Source organism: Pseudoflavonifractor sp. (assembly GCF_050943825.1).
GTDB lineage: Bacteria > Bacillota > Clostridia > Oscillospirales > Oscillospiraceae > Pseudoflavonifractor.
The window spans coordinates 102,904-120,699 of the sequence record NZ_JBMNPX010000005.1; the positions used below are offsets into that span (position 1 = coordinate 102,904).

The following is a 17,796-nucleotide window of genomic DNA, read 5'->3' on the forward strand; positions in this document are numbered from 1 at the left end:
AAAGGCGGTGAGTTCTATCCCAAATCTTACATTTGACCTGCATTTGCACTCCTGTCTGTCGCCCTGCGGCTCCGAGGACAACACCCCCGCCAACCTGGCGGGAATGTGCGCTCTGGCGGGCATTGAGGCCGCCGCCCTCACCGACCACAACACGGTAGGCAACTGTGCCGCCTTCTGCGAGGCCGCGGAGCGGTATGGCATTATCGCCCTGCCGGGGATGGAGCTGACCACCGCAGAGGAGGTCCACATGGTGTGCGTGTTTGGAGATCTGGACGCTGCCCAGGCCTTTGAGGCAGAGGTATTCCGCCGTCTGCCCCCTCTGGAGAATGACCCCCGGGTCTTCGGCCCCCAGGTGAAGATGGACAGTAAGGACACCGTACTGGGTGAGGAGCATCGCATGCTCTCCACCGCCACCGGTATCGGCATCTACGAGGTGCCCGGCCTGGTAGCCGCTCTGGGCGGGGCCTGCTGGCCCGCCCACATCGACCGCCCTTCCTTCTCCCTCATCTCCAACCTGGGCCTGTGGGACCCGGACCTTGGCTTTTCCTTCGCGGAGGTATCCCGCTCCTGTCCCCCTGATTTTCTGGACCGGCCCGACCTGAAGGGGCTGCCGGTGATCACCGCCTCGGACGCCCACTACCTGGACCAGGTCATGGACGCCTGCCAGCAGATCACGCTGACGGAAAAAAATCCGGCTGCCCTGCTGAACTGGCTCAAGCGCCCTGATTTCAAGGCTTTCAGGCCGCTGTCATCTTGAATTTTCAGCCCTTTTCTAGCACAATTTTGACATTTGTCCGGATTGCCTCTTGCGCCCTTCAAAAAAGTTAGATATAATGAACAAATATTAGGTCAGAATACAGCCTCACATTGAGAACATATACGAAAAAGGAGGACACCTACATGCCAAACTGCAAGACCGTTGTGCCCTACAACGGAACGCCTGAGCAGGAGGAGCGGCTGCGCCAGGTCATCGCCGAGCACAAGGGTCAGCCCGGCTCCACCATGCCTGTGCTCCAGGCTGCTCAGGAGATCTTCGGCTATCTGCCTGAAGAGGTTCAGATTATGATTGCCGAAGGGCTGGACATTCCCCTCTCCGAGGTCTACGGCGTCGCCTCGTTTTACGCGCAGTTCTCCATGAATCCCAAGGGCCGGTATCAGATCTCCGTCTGCCTAGGCACCGCCTGCTACGTCAAGGGCGCGGCGGATATCCTGGCCGCGGTGGAGAAGAAGCTGGGCATCCGCCCCGGCTCCATCACCCCCGACGGCAAGTTCTCCCTGGACGCCTGCCGCTGCGTGGGCGCCTGCGGTCTGGCCCCGGTCATGATGGTGGGCTCCGATGTGTACGGCCGCCTCACCCCCGACCAGGTTGGTCCTATTCTCGATAAATACGAGTAAGAAGCGCTGAGCCGCCGAGCAGGGGAGCCTGGACCGGAGCGAGGGCGAGCAAAGGGCCGCAGAGCGGCCCGGAGACCAGCCCGAGTCGCAGGGAAGGCGACCCGCCCGCGAGGCGTGGGAAGCGTGACAAATAAGCCAGCCCCAGGGAGGGCGGAATTATGAAAGAGCTTTCCCTTCATATTCTGGACATTGCCCAGAACTCCATCTCCGCCGGATGCACCAGGCTGGAGCTGTCCCTGACCGAGCAGGACGGACAGCTCACCCTGGTCATCGGGGACAACGGCCGTGGCATGACGCCGGAATTTCTGGCGTCTGTCACCGACCCCTTCACCACCACCCGCACCACCCGCAAGGTGGGCCTGGGCCTGCCCCTCCTCCGCATGGCTGCGGAGCAGACCGGCGGCAGTCTGGCCATTGAGAGCACGGTGGGTGTTGGCACTACGGTGACCGCCCGGTTTTGCAGCGGGCACATCGACTGCCCGCCCCTGGGCGACATGGCGGGTACGGTGGCCCTGCTGGTGCAGGGCGCGCCCGAGGTGGATACCATCTACACCCACACCACATCCCGCGGCTCCTTCACCTTTGACACCCGGGAGATCCGCGCCGTGCTGGGAGAGGGTATCTCCCTGGCCGAGCCGGAGGTGGCCGTGTGGATGCGGGGCTATCTGGAGGAGCTGGAGCAGAGCGTTTGATCACGGCGCGGGAGGGACCCTTCCGCTGACAGGGCCGCGGCGGGTTTGCCCCGTGCCGGCGGCACACCAACTTGTTTGAATGGGGGATGAATTTGTGAAAAGCCTGGAAGAACTGAAGGCCATCCGCGACCGCATGCAGAAGCAGGTCGGTCTGCGTGAGTCCGATGAGAATACCATCCGCGTCGTGGTGGGCATGGCCACCTGCGGCATCGCCGCCGGCGCCCGTCCCGTCCTGGAGGCCTTCCTGGAGGAGGTCAACAAGCGGGAGCTGAAGGACGTCACCGTCACCCAGACCGGCTGCATCGGCGTGTGCCGTCTGGAGCCCATCGCCGAAGTGTACGTCCCCGGCGAAGAGAAAGTCACCTATGTCAAACTCAAGCCCGAGATGGTGCCCAAGATTGTGGCCGACCATCTGGTCAATCGCCAGGTGGTGACCGAATACACCATCGGCGCGGTGGAATAAAGGAGGGTATGCGGCATGAATCTGGTTCGATCCCACATCCTGGTCTGTACCGGCACCGGCTGCACCTCCTCCAACAGCCTGAAGATCATCGAGGCCTTTGAGCGTGAGCTGGAGGCCCAGGGCATGGCCAAGGAGGCCCAGGTGGTCAAGACCGGCTGCTTCGGCCTGTGCGCCATGGGCCCCATTGTCATGATCTACCCCGAGGGCGCCTGCTACACCAAGGTCACCCCGGCTGACGTGCCCGAGATTGTCTCTGAGCACATCGTTAAGGGCCGTATCGTCCAGCGGCTGCTCCACATGGAGAGCGACGAGGGCGGCACCGCCACCAGCCTGTCCGAGACCACCTTCTACAAGCATCAGCTGCGCATCGCGCTGCGCAACTGCGGCGTCATCAACCCCGAGGACATTGACGAGTACATCGGCGTGGACGGCTACGCCGCCCTGGGCCGCATCCTGACCGAGAAAATTCCGCCCCAGCAGGTCATCGACGAGATTCTGGCCTCCGGCCTCCGCGGCCGCGGCGGCGCCGGCTTCCCCACGGGCCGGAAGTGGCAGTTCACCCATGACGCCGTCTCCCCCGACGGGGTGAAGTTCGTCTGCTGCAACGCCGACGAGGGCGACCCCGGCGCCTTCATGGACCGCTCCGTGCTGGAGGGCGACCCCCACAGCGTCATTGAGGCCATGGCCATTGCCGGCTACTGCATCGGCGCTCAGCAGGGCTACATCTACGTCCGCGCCGAGTACCCCATCGCCGTCAAGCGTCTGGAGATCGCCATCAAGCAGGCCAAGGACTACGGCCTGCTGGGCGACAACATCTTTGATTCCGGTTTCTCCTTCAATCTGGAGCTGCGCTTGGGCGCGGGCGCCTTCGTCTGCGGCGAGGAAACCGCCCTTATGACCTCCATCGAGGGCAAGCGTGGCGAGCCCCATCCCCGTCCTCCCTTCCCCGCCAACAAGGGTCTCTTTGAGCGTCCCACCCTGCTCAACAACGTGGAGACCTACGCCAACATCACCTGGATTCTCAACAACGGCGCCGACAAGTTCGCCGCCATCGGCACCCCCAAGTCCACCGGCACCAAGGTCTTTGCCCTGGGCGGCAAGATCACCAACACCGGCCTGGTGGAGATCCCCATGGGCACCCCCCTGCGCACCGTCATCGAGGACATCGGCGGCGGCTGCCCCAACGGCAAGAAGTTCAAGGCCGCCCAGACCGGCGGCCCCTCCGGCGGCTGCATCCCCGCCAGCCTCATCGACACCCCCATGGACTACGACTCCCTGGGCGCCATCGGCTCCATGATGGGCTCTGGCGGCCTCATCGTCATGGATGAGGACAACTGCATGGTGGACATCGCCAAGTTCTTCCTGGAGTTCATCGTGGACGAGAGCTGCGGCAAGTGCTCGGTGTGCCGCATCGGCACCAAGCGTCTGCTGGGCCTGCTGACCAAGATCACCGAGGGCGAGGGCACCCTGGAGGACCTGGACACCATCGAGGAGCTGTGCTACCACCTGAAGTCCAGCGCCCTGTGCGGCCTGGGCCAGACCGCACCCAACCCGGTGCTGTCCACCCTGAAGCACTTTAGGGACGAGTACGTGGCCCACGTGGTGGAGAAGCGCTGCCCCGCCGGCGTGTGCAAGAACCTGCTGCGCTACACCATTGACCCCGCTAAGTGCAAGGGCTGCACCCTGTGCGCCAAGAACTGCCCGGCGGGCGCCATCTCCGGCGCGGTCCGCGCGCCCCATGTCATCGACCAGAGCAAGTGCATCAAGTGCGGCGTGTGTATGGACAACTGCCGCTTCAGCGCCATTCTCAAGGGCTAAAGGAGGGGAAACAAGATGGAACAGAAGATGGTCAATCTGAAAATCGACAACATCCCGGTCTCCGTGCCCGCCGGCACCACCGTGCTGGAGGCGGCCCGGAACGCGGGCATCAAAATCCCCTCCCTGTGCTTCCTCAAGGACATCAATGAGATCGGCGCCTGCCGTATCTGCGTGGTGGAGGTCAAGGGCGCCAAGAGCCTGGTGGCCTCCTGCGTGTACCCGGTCAGCGAGGGGATGGAGGTCTTTACCAACACCGAGAAGGTGCGCCACTCCCGTCAGCTCACCCTGGAGCTGATTCTGTCCAACCACCGGATGGACTGCCTCACCTGCTCCCGCAGCGGCCGCTGCGAGCTGCAGGACCTGGCCCGGGACCTGGGCATTGACGCCGTGCGCTACGCCGCCGACAACCTGCCTCCCCAGATTGAGGACTCTGCGCCCCACCTCATCCGGGATAACTCCAAGTGCGTCCTGTGCCGCCGGTGCACCGCCGTGTGCCGCAAGAGCCAGGAGGTGGGCGTCATCGGCTGCAACGACCGCGGCTTTGCCACCCACGTGGGCTGCGCCTTTGACCGGGACCTGAACGAGGTGGACTGCGTGTCCTGCGGCCAGTGCATCGTGGCCTGCCCCACCGGCGCCCTCCAGGAGAAGGACGACACCGCCAAGGTGTGGGCCGCCCTCAACGACCCCACCAAGCACGTGGTGGTGGGCCCCGCCCCCTCCATCCGTGTCACCCTGGGCGAGTGCTTCGGCATGCCCATCGGCACCAACGTGGAGGGCAAGATGGTCACTGCCCTGCGCCGTCTGGGCTTTGACAAGGTCTTCGACGTGGACAACGCCGCCGACTTCACCATCATGGAGGAGGGCACCGAGTTCCTCCACCGCCTCCAGAACGGCGGCACCCTGCCCCTCATCACCTCCTGCTCCCCCGGCTGGATCCGGTTCTGCGAGCAGCACTATCCCGAGATGGTGCCCAACCTGTCCTCCTGCAAGTCCCCCCAGCAGATGTTCGGCACTCTGGTCAAGACCTACTACGCCGAGAAGATGGGCATCAACCCCCGGGACATCTTCGTGGTGTCCATCATGCCCTGCACCGCCAAGAAGTACGAGGTGCGGCGTGAGGAGATGCGCCAGCACGGCTGGCTGCCCGTGGACGTGTCCCTCACCACCCGTGAGCTGGGCCGCATGATCACCCGGGCCGGCCTGCTGTTCCAGAACCTGCCCGACGGGGAGTTTGACGAGATGCTGGGTGTGTCCACCGGCGCGGCCGCCATCTTCGGCGCCTCCGGCGGCGTGATGGAAGCCGCCCTGCGCACCGTGGTGGAGGTCGTCACCAAGGGCGAGATGAAGCCCCTGGAGTTCACCGAGGTCCGGGGCATGACCGGCATCAAGGAGGCCAGCTACGACCTGCCCGGCAAGACCGTCCGGGTGTGCGTCACCTCCGGCCTGGCCAACGCCAAGAAGGTGCTGGACGGGGTCAAATCCGGCGAGATGCAGTACGACTTCATCGAGATCATGGCCTGTCCCGGCGGCTGCATCAACGGCGGCGGCCAGCCCATCCAGCACGCCGACGTGCGCAACTGGACCGACGTCCGCTCCCTGCGGGCCAAGGCTCTCTACACCCAGGACGAGGGCATGACCTACCGCCGCAGCCACGAGAACCCCATTGTCCAGCAGGTATATAAGGAGTATCTGGGCGAGCCCGGCGGCCACCGTGCCCACGAGCTGCTCCACACCACCTATATCCCCCAGAAACGGTACCGTACGGAATAATGCTGTTCTCCCTTCGGGGCGCGCCTTTGGCGCACCCCGAAACTTTTAAAATAGTCATATGTCCTTTTTTGTGCCTGCGGTTACTGCTATAATAAATCTATCCATTCCCCTGCTCCAAATCCGGCAATCTTTTATTTATTTTTAACAAGGTGGATGGTCTAACCGTGAGTTCAAGGCTTAGCTCCCGATATCCTCAGCTGGCGCCCTTGCTGGAGACGCTTCCCCATCGGCTTCTGGAGATTTCCACACTGGTTCACTTTTCCGCAGGACAAACCGTGGTGCTGCGGGATGATGTGGTAGAGTATGCCTACTATGTACTCTCAGGTGAACTTCTGGTCTGCAGCGAAACCGCTGACGGGAAATTTTCCACCTGGATGACCATGAACGCACCGACTGTTGTTTCTGATTTGGAAATTTTGGCGGGCACCGACACATACGCCGCCAGCGTCTCCGCTGGGTCGGGCTGCATCGCCCTGCGCTCCTCCGCAGTTGAATTTTCCGCTCTCATGCGTAGCGACGCGAATTTTCTCTGGTCCGTGGCCCGAATGGTCGGCCAGAAAAATTTTCTTCTCTCCCACAGCAGGGGCAACGCCGCTTTCCGCTCCAGTCTGGATAAGACCGCCCTTTTTCTTCTCCAGCAGTGCGCCTTTCATCCGCCCATGCAGGGCATCGATTTCGTCCTTCTTAAAACCCGTTCCCGTATTGCCAGCGAAATTATCATCAGCCAAAAAACCCTGGACCGCTGCCTCATCAAACTGCGTGACAGCGGCTATCTCACCATTCGTCATGGCAAAATCCACATCAGTGCGTCTCAGTATCAGCGCCTGTTGGAGTCATGGGGGCCCTCGTGCTGATGCTGTTTGAGCAGCATTCCGTATAAAAAAGAAGGAGGAAAAAACGTGAAACGAGTTATCAGCATCCTGACAGCCCTCGCTCTGCTGCTGTCCCTGACTGTATCCGCCCTTGCCGCGGAGACAGACTCCCTCCCCTGGTACGCAGACGCCAAGAATTATGTGATGGAAGCAGGCATCATGACCGCCACAGACGGAGATTTCCAGCCTGACGGTCCTGTAACCCGGGCCGTTGTGTTCCAGACTCTCTACCGTATGGCAGGTGCTCCGGTCTCCCCCGCCGCCAGCTTCACCGATACGGCAGGCACCTGGTATGCCGATGCGGCGGGCTGGGCGGAGTACACCGGTCTGGCCGCCGTCTCTGCTGACAAGCTCTTTCATGGCGACCGGCTGATCACCCGCGGCGAGCTGGCCACCATCTTCTTCCGCTACGCCCAGCAGGTGGCTCTGCTCTCCTCCCCTGAGGGCGGCCCCGACCTGACTGCCGCCCCGGACTATGCCGCCGTGGGCAGCTGGGCCGCGGAGGGAATGAAGTGGTGCCTGTCCGCAGGCGTACTGTCCGGCAAGCCGGGCGGCCTGCTGGATCCCAACGGCACCGCCGTCCGGGCCGAGTTGGCGCAGATGCTGTTCAACCTCTCCAAAGTGGAGCCGCTCTACCCCGATGCCAAAAACATCCGCATTCTGGCCACCAGTGATATTCACGGCTGGTTTGTCCCCTGGGATTTTGCCATGGATCAGGCCAGCACAAGCGGCGGCCTCACGCTGCTTTCAACCGTCATTGCTGCCAATCGGGAGGATTTCCCCGACCTGGTTCTGGTGGATGCGGGTGATACGGTACAGGCCAATTACAGCGAGTATTTCATTGACGCGGAGCAGAATCCCATGCTGACCGCCATGAACTATCTCAAGTATGATATCTGGACCTGGGGCAACCACGAGTACAACTTCACCTCTGACCGCCGTCAGGGCCTCATTGACCAGTTCAACGGCATCTGCCTCTCTGGCAATGTGTATGACAAGAGCACCAATCAGCGTTACCTGCCTGCTACGGCCGTAGTGGAGCGGGACGGCGTCAAGCTGGGCTTCATCGGAATTACCACCCCCATGATTGCCGACTTTGAGGCCGGGCGCGGCACGCTAGATGATATGGATGTCCGGAATCCTCTGGATGAGACTGCGCTCGCCCTGCAGGAGCTTCAGGCGCAGGACGTGGACGCCATTATCGGCATCTACCACATGGGCCTCAACAAGGAAAACGAGGTCACCGGCACCAGCGTCACAGAGATTGCGGAGCGCTATCCTGAGCTGGATGTGATCATCGCCGGCCACTCCCACAGCCGCATTGACGGCCAGGAGGTCAACGGTGTGCTGATTACCGAGCCCAAGGCCTATGCCCAGGTGGTCTCGGTTGTGGATCTGGTGATGGTTCCTGACGGGGACGGCTACACCGTCGCGGAAAAGCGCAGCGGCATCCAGACGGCCGGCTCGGAGGAGGACCCCCAGCTGGTCGAGCTGATGGCCCCCTACAAGACGGAGCTCCAGGAGTATGTCAATACGCCCATCGGCCAGCTGATTAACAGCGATCTCTCCGCCCAGGACAAAATTTCCGGCATCTCCAGCGTCTTTACGGAATCCACCGGCATTCTCTCCCTGCTCGAGACCGCCGGCCGGTACTATTCCGGCGCAGATGTGGTGGCCCTGAACACGGACTATGAAAACGCGGGCTTCCCTGTCGGCCCCATCAGCATCAAAAACATCTCTCAGAGCTACTCCTACTCCGGCGGCGAGGTCACCGTCTATAAGCTGACGGGCGCGGAGCTGAAGACCTGGCTTGAGTGGTGCGCCGGTTACTACAATCAGATTCAGCCCGGCGATCTTACGATAAGCTATGACCCCGTCCGCCGTACGGGCGGCATCAGCGAGGCCGATACTGCCAACGGCGTCACCTATTGGATCGATCTGACCAAGCCGGTGGGAAGCCGCATTCAGGACCTGTGCCTGATTACGGAGTATGATGATGCGGGGCTCCCTGTGCTGGACAGCGACGGGAATCCCAAAACCGTCCCCGTCACCGACGATATGGAGATCCTGTTCGGCTGCAACTCCTATGATATGGACAAGCTGCTGGCCGAAGGCGGAATGCTGGAGGGCCATGACCCCGAGGTCGTGTTCAACACGGTCTCCGAGTGGGGCGACGACGGTACCGTCCGTGCCTTGACCATCCGCTATATCCAGGAGGTGCTGAAGGGCACGGTGGACGGCGATATCTTCAACTATGAGAACTGGTACATCTACACCGGCATTGACGAGACCTCTCCCGCCTATCAGAAGGCGGTTGAGCTCATCAACAACGGCACCATTACCCTCCCCGCGCTGGAGAACGGCCGGACCAATGTCCGTTCCATTACCGAGGCGGACGTGGCGCCCTATCTGTAAGCGCAGCTTCTCCGGCAGCAGCGGATAAAGTTCACGCTGCACCGCCTTTCATTCTCAGCACGGAAAGAGGCCTGTTTCAGGCCTCTTTCCGTGCTTTTTATCGTCTTTTCTTATAAATATTTCATTTTCTTCTCCTCTTTCCCATTTCAGCCAATTGTCCAATTCCATGTTGCATTTTCCGCGCCGATTATGTAAAATAGAAAAACAGAACTCTCCTGTTTCTATTCTGACTTCACTCTTCTGGAGGCGTCAAATATGGATCTCACCAGCTATCGCGAGAGCAGCAAGAAAGTCGCGGAATTTCTCAACAAGGTCCCCCCTGTATTGCTGGACAGCGGCACCCTGATCCGGGTCCCCGCCGGGCAGGTGGTGGTGCGCCAGGAGGAGCCGGTAAAGTACGCCTGGTTCCTGCTCATGGGCGAGCTGCTCACCTTCAGCGAGACGGAGGACGGCAAGAAGTCCAGCTTCATCACCCTGGACGCCCCCAGCATGCTCTCCGACCTGGAGCTGCTGGCCGACATGCCGGTCTACGCCTCCAATGTCATGGCCAACACCGACTGCGACATGATCCGCTGCGACGCTGCCATGGTCTCCCGCTGGCTGGACAACGACCTGCCCTTCCTGCGGATGGTCTCCGCCCTGTGCAACCGCAAGACCTATGACAGCTCCTATTACCGCGGCAAGTCCGCCTTCCGCTCCAGCCTGGACAAGGTGGCCATCTACCTGCTGCGCTACTGCTCCATAACGCCCCCCACCGCCGCTCGTGAGACGGTGGTCACCAAGACCCGTCAGACCATGTCCAGCGAGCTCATCATGAGCGCCAAGACCGTGGACCGCTGCCTCCAGCAGCTCCAGGACGGGGACTATCTCTCCATCGTCCGGGGCAAGGTCCACATCAACGCGGACCAGTACGCCCGTTTGACGGAAAACTGGGGCAGGAACGACTAACGCCCCCTTCCTGTTGCGTCTCTTCCGCCCGCTGTTCCCATCCGGGGGAACAGCGGGCTTTTTCTGCCGTTTTTTCCAGTTTGAACGGAAGTTTTGTCCCGCTTTTCTCCGATAACAGCCGTGTGTCCGTTGCTTTTTTCCCGCCTCTGGTGTAAAATACCTCTGACTTGCCGCATACTATGGCCTGAACGCTGAAAAAGGAGGTTCTCCGGTATGGATGAACGCGTGAGAGAGCTGCTGGATCGGGTGAGAGGCACTGCCCTGACTGTGAGTGAGGCTGCGGGCACCACCGCCCGGGATGCCGCCAAATGTGCCGGGCAGACCGTGGACATTGCCAAGCTGAATATGAAGATCTTCGACCTGAAGAGCGACATCAACAACCTGCTGCGTGAGGTAGGCCAGACGGTCTACGACACCCATCTGGGCCGCACCGCCGACCAGTCCGCGCTGGAGGAAAAGCTGGGCCAGATTGACGAGAAGAATCGCGCCATCGACGAGCTGAAGGACCGCATCGCCGCCCTGAAGCACGCCAAGGAGTGCCCCGCCTGCGGCGCCTCCTGCGGCCGGGACGACAAATTCTGCAAGAGCTGCGGCCGGCCCTTCTGAGTCCGGCGGATTGCATTCCCCTTCCATCCACGCCGGGCGGAGCCTCCGCCCGGCTCCACCCACTACAAAGGAGGACAAGCGTATGAATTATACCTTTGCCCAGTATCAGGAGAGCGCGGAGTACATCCGCTCCAAAATCGGTGATTTTACCCCCAAGGCGGCCATGGTGCTGGGCTCCGGCCTGGGCTTCATGGGCGACGTGGTGAAGGACCCCATCGTGGTGCCCTACAAGGAGATCCCCCACTTCAAGGCCTCCACCGCCCCCGGCCACAAGGGCCAGCTGGTGTTCGGCTATCTGGAGGACAAGCCTGTGGCCGTGATGCAGGGCCGCATGCACCACTACGAGGGCTACTCCTATGAGGAGGTGTCCTACGCCGTGCGGGTGCTGCGCCTGCTGGGCGCCGACACCCTCATCGTCACCAACGCCGCCGGCTGCGTCCGCACCGACTGGAAGGCCGGCGACCTGATGCTCATCACCGACCACATCAAGATGTTCTCCGAGTCCCCCCTCCGGGGCGAGAACCTGCCCGAGTTCGGCGTCCGCTTCCCCGACGCCTCCTCCCTGTACACCCCCGCCCTGCGGGATCTGGCCCGTCAGGCCGCTGCCGAGCTGGGCATCGAGCTGCGTGAGGGCGTCTACTTCTACTGCTACGGTCCCCAGTACGAGACTCCCGCCGAGGTGCGGGCGGCCCGTATCCTGGGCGGCGACGCGGTGGGTATGTCCACTGCCCCCGAGGTCATCGTGGCCGGCCACTGCGGCATGCAGGTGCTGGGCTTCACCCTGCTGAGCAACATGGCCGCCGGCATCCTGGATCAGCCCCTCAGCGAGCAGGAGGTGCTGGACGCCGCCGAGGCCTGCAAGGACAAGTTCTCCCGGCTGGTGCTCTCCTGCCTGAAGAAGCTGTAAGGATAACCGCTCCATGGGAGACGGCGCCGATTCCGGCGTCCGTCTCCGCGGTTTTTTCCCCACTGAATTCTGAGATAAGGGGGTTTTCCCATGTCTGTTTTGTTTGAAAACGCCTGTGCCGTGCTGATGGACGAGAAGAACACGGTGCTGGAGGGCGCCTTTGTGGCCGTGGAGGGGGACAAGATCTCCTACGTGGGCACCGACCGCCCCCAGGGAACCTTTGACGAGGTCATTGACGCCGCCGGAAAGGTGCTCATGCCCGGCCTGGTCAACGCCCACACCCACGTGCCCATGACCCTCATGCGGGGCTATGGCGACGGCAACAACCTCCAGGACTGGCTGACCAAGTTCATTTTCCCGGTGGAGGACAAGTGGGACGGCCGGGCCATCCGCTCCGCCGCCGCCCTGGGCCTGGCCGAGATGATCATGTCGGGCACCACCTGCCTGGCCGACATGTACATGTTCTGCGACGAGATCTGCCAGGAGGTGGCCGCTGCCGGCATCAACGCCAACATTGCCCGTGGCGTCACCGCCTTTGATCCCGCCGCCGACTTCTCCACCTGGACCTCCTGCGTGGAGACCCGGGAGCTGGTGGACAAGTGGCATGGCTACAACAACGGCCAGATCCGCATTGACGCCTGTCTCCACGGCGAGTATACCTCCTTCTCCGCGCCCCACATCTGGGACAGCGTGGCCCAGTACGCCAGGGAGAAGGACCTGGGCATGCACATCCACATCTCCGAGACCAAAACCGAGCACGAGGAGTGCGTGAGCCGCTGGGGTATGACCCCGGTGCAGGTGATGGAGAAGCACGGCCTGTGGGACGTGCGGGCCATCGCCGCCCACTGCGTGTGGACCACCCAGGACGACTGGGCCATCATGGCCGAGCACGGCGTGTCCGCCATCCACAACCCCTGCTCCAACCTGAAGCTGGGCAGCGGCGTGGCCCCTGTCATCGGCATGCGGAAGGCCGGGGTCAACGTGGCCCTGGGTTCCGACGGCGTGTCCTCCAACAACACCACCGACCTCTTTGAGGATATGAAGATCGCCGCCATGCTCCAGAACGGCGTGGAGCACGATCCCCTAGCCCTGCTGCCCTCCGACGCCCTGCGCATGGCCACTGTCAACGGCGCCAGGGCTCTGGGCCGGAACACCGGCCGTATCGCCGTGGGCTGCGACGCCGACCTCATCCTGGTGGACTTTGACCACATCAACCTGATGCCCCGGCATGACGTGATCTCCAACCTGGTCTATGCCGCCCACGGCTGCGACGTGGCCATGAATATGTGCCGCGGCAAGGTCATATACAAGGATGGGGAGTTCCTCACCATCGACATCGACCGGGTCAAGCGCGAGGTGAAGGAGTACGCCCTTCCCCTGCTCTTCGGCTGAGCCGCCAACCAACACAGCCGCCCGGCGGCTGTCCCGTGAAAGGAATGTAGCCCTTGTCAAACGCAGAAAAGAAAAGCACCTTCTTCGGCGGCGCCGCCATTCTGGCCGTCAGCGCCATTCTGGTGAAGGTCATCGGCGCCATCTATCGCATCCCTCTGGGGAATATCCTCCCCGACGGGGTGATGGGTGACTACAACAGCGCCTACAACATCTATAACTTCTTCCTCACCATCTCCACCGCCGGCCTGCCCGTGGCTCTGTCCAAGACCATCTCGGAGGCCAACGCCCTGGGCCGCCACAACCAGGTCCAGCGCACCTTCCGGGTGGCCTTTATCACCTTCCTCATTCTGGGCCTGCTCAGCTTCTTCTGTATGACCGTACTGGCCGCACCCATGGCCAAGATCGTCATCAGCAACCCCAAGGCGGTATACTGCGTCATGGCCCTTGCCCCGTCGGTGCTGTGCGTGTGCATCATATCCGCCTTCCGCGGCTATTTTCAGGGCCACTTTAACATGATGCCCACCGGCATCTCCCAGGTCATCGAGGCCTTCTTCAAGCTGGTGGTGGGCCTGGCCCTGGCCCTGTTCCTGGTCACCGTGCTTCAGAAGCCCCAGTTGGGCAGTGTGGGCGCCATCATCGGCGTGTCCTGCGGCAGCGTGGTGGCTCTGCTGTATATCCTGTTCCTCTTCTTCCGGGACCGGAAGCGCCGCCAGCGTATCCATGCCACCGACAGGCCCGACAGCTCCCTGCGTATCCTCAGCAACCTGCTGAAGCTGGCCATCCCCATCACCCTGGGCTCCGCCGCCACCTCTCTGGTCACCCTCATCGACACCAAGCTGGTCATGAGCCAGCTGACCAACATCTTCCACAATGTGGACGGCCTGTTCCTTGACCCCAAGGGCACCGGTCCCGCCCTGGATGCCGCCCGCGACCTCTACGGTATCTACTCCAAGACCATGTCCATCTACAACCTGCCCTTCTCCATGATGGTGCCCCTCACCGCCTGCATTATCCCCGCCGTGTCCGCCAGTCTGGCCCGGCGTGACCACCTGGGCGCCCAGAAGGTCAGCGAGTCCGCCCTGCGCATCGGCCTGCTGCTGGCCCTGCCCATGGGCATGGGCCTGTTCGCCCTGGGCGGCCCCATTATGGGCCTGCTCTTCCCCGCCATTGACGTGTCCGTGGCCGGTCCTCTGCTGTCCGTGCTGGGTCTGGCTTCCATCTTCGTGGCCCTCCAGCTGCTGTGCAACTCCATCCTCCAGGCAAACGGCATGGTCAATCTGCCCATCTTGGCGGTGATTATCGGCGGTGTGGTGAAGGTTGTGGTCAACTTCATCCTGGTGGGCAACCCCAACATCCGCATCAACGGCGCTCCGGTGGGCACCCTGTGCTGCTTCATCGTCATCAGCGCCCTGGAGATCTTCATCATCCGCCGCTCCATCCCCGCCCCCCCCAGCTTCCTGCGGGCCTTCCTCAAGCCCTTTGTGCCCTCGGTCATCATGGCCGCCGCCGCCTGGGCTACCTACGGCCTGCTGACCAACTTCCTCCACATGGGCAACTCCCTTGCCACCATCGGCGGCATCGGCGTTGGCGTGGTGGTATATCTGGTGCTGGTGCTGGCCCTGCGGGTGCTCTCCCGTGAGGATCTGGAGCTCATGCCCAAGGGCGACAAGATCGCCAAAATTCTGCATATTAAATAACCGGATACAGTGTGCCCCTTTTTGTCAGCCGCCCCGCAGTATGGCGGGACGGCTGACATTTTACAATATTTTACCAGTCAATTGTACAAAAAAAAGACAAAAACAGCTTGCAGGAGAATACAAAGTATGGTAGATTTTCAGTACAAGGATTCCTATGATGTGAACGATTTGGTGGAAATTGTCCGGATTCTCCGCTCCCCCGGCGGCTGCCCCTGGGACGCTGAGCAGACCCATGAGAGCATCCGGCGGGATTTCCTTGAAGAGTCCTATGAGGTGGCCGAGGCCATCGACGAGGGCAGCACCGAGCACCTGAAGGAGGAGCTGGGTGACGTACTCCTCCAGGTGGCGCTCCACACCCGGATTGAGGAGGAACAGGGTACCTTCAACCTGGACGACGTGGCCGACGGAGTGTGCAGGAAGCTCATCTACCGCCATCCCCACGTGTTTGGCGACGTGTCCGTCTCGGGCACCGGGGAGGTGCTCACCAACTGGGAGGCTCTCAAGCGCAAGGAGAAGCACCAGGCCACCCACACCGACGCCCTCAATTCCGTTGCCCGCTCCCTGCCTGCCCTGTGGCGGGCCGAGAAGGTGCAGAAAAAGGCGAAAAAGGCCGGCTTCGACTGGCCGGACGTGTCCGGTGCGGTGGACAAGCTGTCCGAGGAGCTGACAGAGTTCAAGGCCGCCGTGGCGGAGAACAGCAATGTGGAGGAGGAGCTGGGTGACCTGCTCTTCTCCGCCGTCAACGCCGCCCGCTTTGTGAAGGTGGACCCGGAGGCCGCCCTCCAGAAGGCCACGGAGAAGTTCATCGCCCGGTTCCGCCGGGTGGAGGAGCTGGCGGGAGATCGCCCCATGGAGGACATGACTCTGGAAGAACTGGACAAGCTATGGGAGCAGGCTAAGCACGAGGCTTAACAGCGAGTACGCTTTAAGTGATAAACGCGGCGGAGAACCGCTGCCAGAATGTAGGAGGAATTTTTACCATGAATAAAGCTGAACTCATTAATGCCGCTGCCGAGAAGGCCGGCCTTTCCAAGAAGGACACCGAGAGCGCCCTCAACGCCGCCCTTGACGTGATCGCCGCCGCTCTGGCTGACAGCGACAAGATCCAGCTGGTTGGCTTTGGTTCCTTCGAAGTGAAGAGCCGCGCCGCCCGCATCGGCCGCAACCCCAAGACCAAGGAGGAGATCACCATCCCCGCCTCCAAGGTGCCTGTGTTCAAGCCCGGCAAGGCCCTGAAGGACGCCGTGGCCCAGTAAAATGGTTCTGCTGAGCGGCTCCGGACACCCGGAGCCGCTCTTTTTCAGAGAGGAGTTTTCCCATGCGACTTGACAAATGGCTCAAGGTCTCCCGCCTCATCAAGCGGCGCACCGTGGCCAATGAGGCCTGCGATAACGCCCGGGTCACCGCCAACGGCCGCCCCGTCAAGGCCTCCTACGACGTGAAGGAGGGGGACGTGCTGGAAATCCGCTTCGGCGAGAAGGCCGTGCGGGTGGAGGTACTGGCTGTCTCCGAGGCTGTGAAGAAGAACGACGCCCCCGCCATGTACCGGGAGCTGGCATAACGAAAAGAGCCGTGTGCACGACCAGGTGCACACGGCTCTTTTTTGTTTTCTGATTTACTCGATGGCCCCGAAATTCTCAAAGGGCAGCACCACAAAGACCGCCCGGCCGATGACATACCGCTCGTCAATGACCCCCAGCCGCACGTCCCGGCTGTCGTTGGAGTGGTTGCGGTTGTCGCCCATGACAAAAATGCAGCCCTCGGGCACCGTCACCGACGTGATGCTCATATTGGGGTCGCTGGGCTGGCGCATGGACTCGCCCAGATAGCTGTCGTCTATCTTCTCCCCGTCCACATAGACGCAGGAGGCCTCATAGTCGATCTCCACGGTCTGGCCCTCGGTGGCAATAACCCGCTTCACGATGGGGCCTTCGGCAATCTCAGAGGGCTTGGTGAGCACCACCACATCCCCCTGCTTGGGTGTGTAGCCCAGCTCCTGGATGATCATCATGTCCTTGTCATAGAGGGTGGGCTCCATGGAGTGGCCCGACACATAGATGAACCGGCCCACAAAGGTAAAGATGAGGATGATGCACACCAGGGCCATGACCAGCGCCTGGAGCCAGTCATACAGCGCCTGGGGCAGAGCAGGGCCCTGCTCCTCCTCGGTTTCAGGTTGCTTTTCTTCCGCCATTGGTTATGCCTCCTAGTGGATTGTTTGCAGATGTGACAGGGGAAACAGCACCGCCTGGGCCTTTCCCAGCACGCAGCGCAGGTCCACCGTGCCCAGGTCGGGATGGCGGCTGTCCGAGGAGTGATTCCGGTTGTCGCCCATGACGAAAATCTCGCCCTCGGGCACCGTCACCGTCTCCACAGACGAGGAGGAAAAGGCGGGCTGGGTCATAATCTCCGCCACGTAGGGCTCATCCAGCCGTTCTCCGTCCACGCTGACGCTGTTTTCCGTATAGTCGATGACCACGGTCTGTCCCTCCGTGGCAATGACCCGCTTCACAATGGGCTCAGAGAGAAAGGACGTCTGGGTCAGTACCACAATGTCTCCCTGCTCCACGCTGCCCCTGTCGCTGTGCAGGAGCAGTATGTCCCCGTTGTGAAGGGTGGGCTCCATGGAACTGCCCGAAACGGTGACCACCCGCCCCAGATAGACGAAGCACAGCACCACCGCCACCGAGATAAGCACAAAGGCCTGCAGCCACAGGTACAGGTCCGCCTTCACGGCGTCCTTTCCCTTCAGCTGCTCCATTTCGGGTCTCAGCTCACGCTTTCCCCGGGCCATGCCCTCATCTCCCATTCCATAGATAGT

Annotated in this window: 18 protein-coding genes; 16 read left to right on the forward strand and 2 right to left on the reverse strand. The window is 61.9% G+C overall.

Going from position 1 to position 17,796, the window contains the following annotated elements:
• Nucleotides 1-43: 43 nt before the first annotated feature.
• The 16 genes from ACOX7T_RS06880 to ACOX7T_RS06955 all read left to right on the forward strand — a co-directional run bounded on the left by ACOX7T_RS06880 (nt 44) and on the right by ACOX7T_RS06955 (nt 16,536).
• The gene (locus ACOX7T_RS06880) at nt 44-757 is read left to right on the forward strand and encodes a PHP domain-containing protein (RefSeq protein ID WP_433441180.1); all 714 of its coding nucleotides are present in this window, start codon (nt 44-46) and stop codon (nt 755-757) included.
• Nucleotides 758-900: 143 nt separating this feature from the next.
• On the forward strand, nt 901-1,395 hold the full coding sequence (nuoE, locus tag ACOX7T_RS06885) for an NADH-quinone oxidoreductase subunit NuoE (protein WP_006573279.1): 495 nt from the start codon (nt 901-903) through the stop codon (nt 1,393-1,395).
• 158 nt (nt 1,396-1,553) lie between these two features.
• A complete protein-coding gene (locus tag ACOX7T_RS06890) occupies nt 1,554-2,087 on the forward strand; it encodes an ATP-binding protein (RefSeq protein ID WP_277214819.1) in 534 nt (177 codons plus the stop codon).
• A gap of 94 nt (nt 2,088-2,181) precedes the next feature.
• Entirely contained in the window at nt 2,182-2,550 is a 369-nt protein-coding gene (locus ACOX7T_RS06895) for a (2Fe-2S) ferredoxin domain-containing protein (RefSeq protein WP_433441183.1), read from the forward strand.
• 15 nt (nt 2,551-2,565) lie between these two features.
• Nucleotides 2,566-4,368, forward strand: a complete 1,803-nt coding sequence (locus tag ACOX7T_RS06900) for an NADH-ubiquinone oxidoreductase-F iron-sulfur binding region domain-containing protein (protein ID WP_433441185.1) — start codon at nt 2,566-2,568, stop codon at nt 4,366-4,368.
• 15 nt (nt 4,369-4,383) lie between these two features.
• Nucleotides 4,384-6,138 (forward strand): NADH-dependent [FeFe] hydrogenase, group A6, encoded by a 1,755-nt coding sequence (locus tag ACOX7T_RS06905; RefSeq protein ID WP_433441187.1) that lies wholly within the window; start codon nt 4,384-4,386, stop codon nt 6,136-6,138.
• A gap of 206 nt (nt 6,139-6,344) precedes the next feature.
• Nucleotides 6,345-6,992: a Crp/Fnr family transcriptional regulator gene (locus tag ACOX7T_RS06910; protein ID WP_433441189.1), complete on the forward strand. Its 648-nt coding sequence runs from the start codon at nt 6,345-6,347 to the stop codon at nt 6,990-6,992.
• Between the two features lie 45 nt (nt 6,993-7,037).
• The gene (locus tag ACOX7T_RS06915) at nt 7,038-9,425 is read left to right on the forward strand and encodes an S-layer homology domain-containing protein (protein WP_433441191.1); all 2,388 of its coding nucleotides are present in this window, start codon (nt 7,038-7,040) and stop codon (nt 9,423-9,425) included.
• A gap of 255 nt (nt 9,426-9,680) precedes the next feature.
• Nucleotides 9,681-10,373, forward strand: a complete 693-nt coding sequence (locus ACOX7T_RS06920; RefSeq protein WP_433441193.1) for a Crp/Fnr family transcriptional regulator — start codon at nt 9,681-9,683, stop codon at nt 10,371-10,373.
• Nucleotides 10,374-10,586: 213 nt separating this feature from the next.
• Nucleotides 10,587-10,979 (forward strand): zinc ribbon domain-containing protein, encoded by a 393-nt coding sequence (locus tag ACOX7T_RS06925; protein ID WP_433441195.1) that lies wholly within the window; start codon nt 10,587-10,589, stop codon nt 10,977-10,979.
• An 82-nt stretch (nt 10,980-11,061) separates the two neighbouring features.
• Nucleotides 11,062-11,886, forward strand: coding sequence for a purine-nucleoside phosphorylase (locus ACOX7T_RS06930; protein ID WP_433441197.1), 825 nt, complete (start codon nt 11,062-11,064; stop codon nt 11,884-11,886).
• 90 nt (nt 11,887-11,976) lie between these two features.
• Nucleotides 11,977-13,278, forward strand: a complete 1,302-nt coding sequence (locus ACOX7T_RS06935; RefSeq protein WP_433441199.1) for an amidohydrolase family protein — start codon at nt 11,977-11,979, stop codon at nt 13,276-13,278.
• A gap of 53 nt (nt 13,279-13,331) precedes the next feature.
• Nucleotides 13,332-14,975, forward strand: coding sequence for a putative polysaccharide biosynthesis protein (locus tag ACOX7T_RS06940; RefSeq protein WP_433441201.1), 1,644 nt, complete (start codon nt 13,332-13,334; stop codon nt 14,973-14,975).
• A gap of 126 nt (nt 14,976-15,101) precedes the next feature.
• Nucleotides 15,102-15,887, forward strand: coding sequence for a nucleoside triphosphate pyrophosphohydrolase (mazG, locus tag ACOX7T_RS06945; RefSeq protein WP_433441203.1), 786 nt, complete (start codon nt 15,102-15,104; stop codon nt 15,885-15,887).
• Nucleotides 15,888-15,955: 68 nt separating this feature from the next.
• Nucleotides 15,956-16,231 (forward strand): HU family DNA-binding protein, encoded by a 276-nt coding sequence (locus ACOX7T_RS06950; protein ID WP_433441205.1) that lies wholly within the window; start codon nt 15,956-15,958, stop codon nt 16,229-16,231.
• A gap of 62 nt (nt 16,232-16,293) precedes the next feature.
• Nucleotides 16,294-16,536 (forward strand): RNA-binding S4 domain-containing protein, encoded by a 243-nt coding sequence (locus ACOX7T_RS06955; protein WP_006573264.1) that lies wholly within the window; start codon nt 16,294-16,296, stop codon nt 16,534-16,536.
• Nucleotides 16,537-16,590: 54 nt separating this feature from the next.
• On the opposite strand, the gene lepB (ACOX7T_RS06960) is transcribed toward ACOX7T_RS06955, so the two are convergent.
• Nucleotides 16,591-17,169 carry a signal peptidase I gene (lepB, locus tag ACOX7T_RS06960; protein WP_433441207.1) on the reverse strand — a complete coding sequence of 193 codons (579 nt, stop codon included), beginning with the start codon at nt 17,167-17,169 and terminating at the stop codon, nt 16,591-16,593.
• A gap of 12 nt (nt 17,170-17,181) precedes the next feature.
• Nucleotides 17,182-17,769 carry a signal peptidase I gene (gene lepB / locus ACOX7T_RS06965; protein ID WP_433441209.1) on the reverse strand — a complete coding sequence of 196 codons (588 nt, stop codon included), beginning with the start codon at nt 17,767-17,769 and terminating at the stop codon, nt 17,182-17,184.
• Nucleotides 17,770-17,796 lie beyond the last annotated feature (27 nt).

Excerpts from the sequence above, each read along its gene's own strand:
- nuoE (WP_006573279.1), top strand. The coding sequence starts at position 901 with ATGCCAAACTGCAAGACCGTTGTGCCCTACAACGGAACGCCTGAGCAG.
- ACOX7T_RS06890 (WP_277214819.1), top strand. The coding sequence starts at position 1,554 with ATGAAAGAGCTTTCCCTTCATATTCTGGACATTGCCCAGAACTCCATC.
- ACOX7T_RS06900 (WP_433441185.1), top strand. The coding sequence starts at position 2,566 with ATGAATCTGGTTCGATCCCACATCCTGGTCTGTACCGGCACCGGCTGC.
- ACOX7T_RS06905 (WP_433441187.1), top strand. The coding sequence starts at position 4,384 with ATGGAACAGAAGATGGTCAATCTGAAAATCGACAACATCCCGGTCTCC.
- ACOX7T_RS06920 (WP_433441193.1), top strand. The coding sequence starts at position 9,681 with ATGGATCTCACCAGCTATCGCGAGAGCAGCAAGAAAGTCGCGGAATTT.
- ACOX7T_RS06925 (WP_433441195.1), top strand. The coding sequence starts at position 10,587 with ATGGATGAACGCGTGAGAGAGCTGCTGGATCGGGTGAGAGGCACTGCC.
- ACOX7T_RS06930 (WP_433441197.1), top strand. The coding sequence starts at position 11,062 with ATGAATTATACCTTTGCCCAGTATCAGGAGAGCGCGGAGTACATCCGC.
- ACOX7T_RS06935 (WP_433441199.1), top strand. The coding sequence starts at position 11,977 with ATGTCTGTTTTGTTTGAAAACGCCTGTGCCGTGCTGATGGACGAGAAG.
- mazG (WP_433441203.1), top strand. The coding sequence starts at position 15,102 with ATGGTAGATTTTCAGTACAAGGATTCCTATGATGTGAACGATTTGGTG.
- ACOX7T_RS06950 (WP_433441205.1), top strand. The coding sequence starts at position 15,956 with ATGAATAAAGCTGAACTCATTAATGCCGCTGCCGAGAAGGCCGGCCTT.
- ACOX7T_RS06955 (WP_006573264.1), top strand. The coding sequence starts at position 16,294 with ATGCGACTTGACAAATGGCTCAAGGTCTCCCGCCTCATCAAGCGGCGC.
- lepB (WP_433441207.1), bottom strand. The coding sequence starts at position 17,169 with ATGGCGGAAGAAAAGCAACCTGAAACCGAGGAGGAGCAGGGCCCTGCT.
- lepB (WP_433441209.1), bottom strand. The coding sequence starts at position 17,769 with ATGGCCCGGGGAAAGCGTGAGCTGAGACCCGAAATGGAGCAGCTGAAG.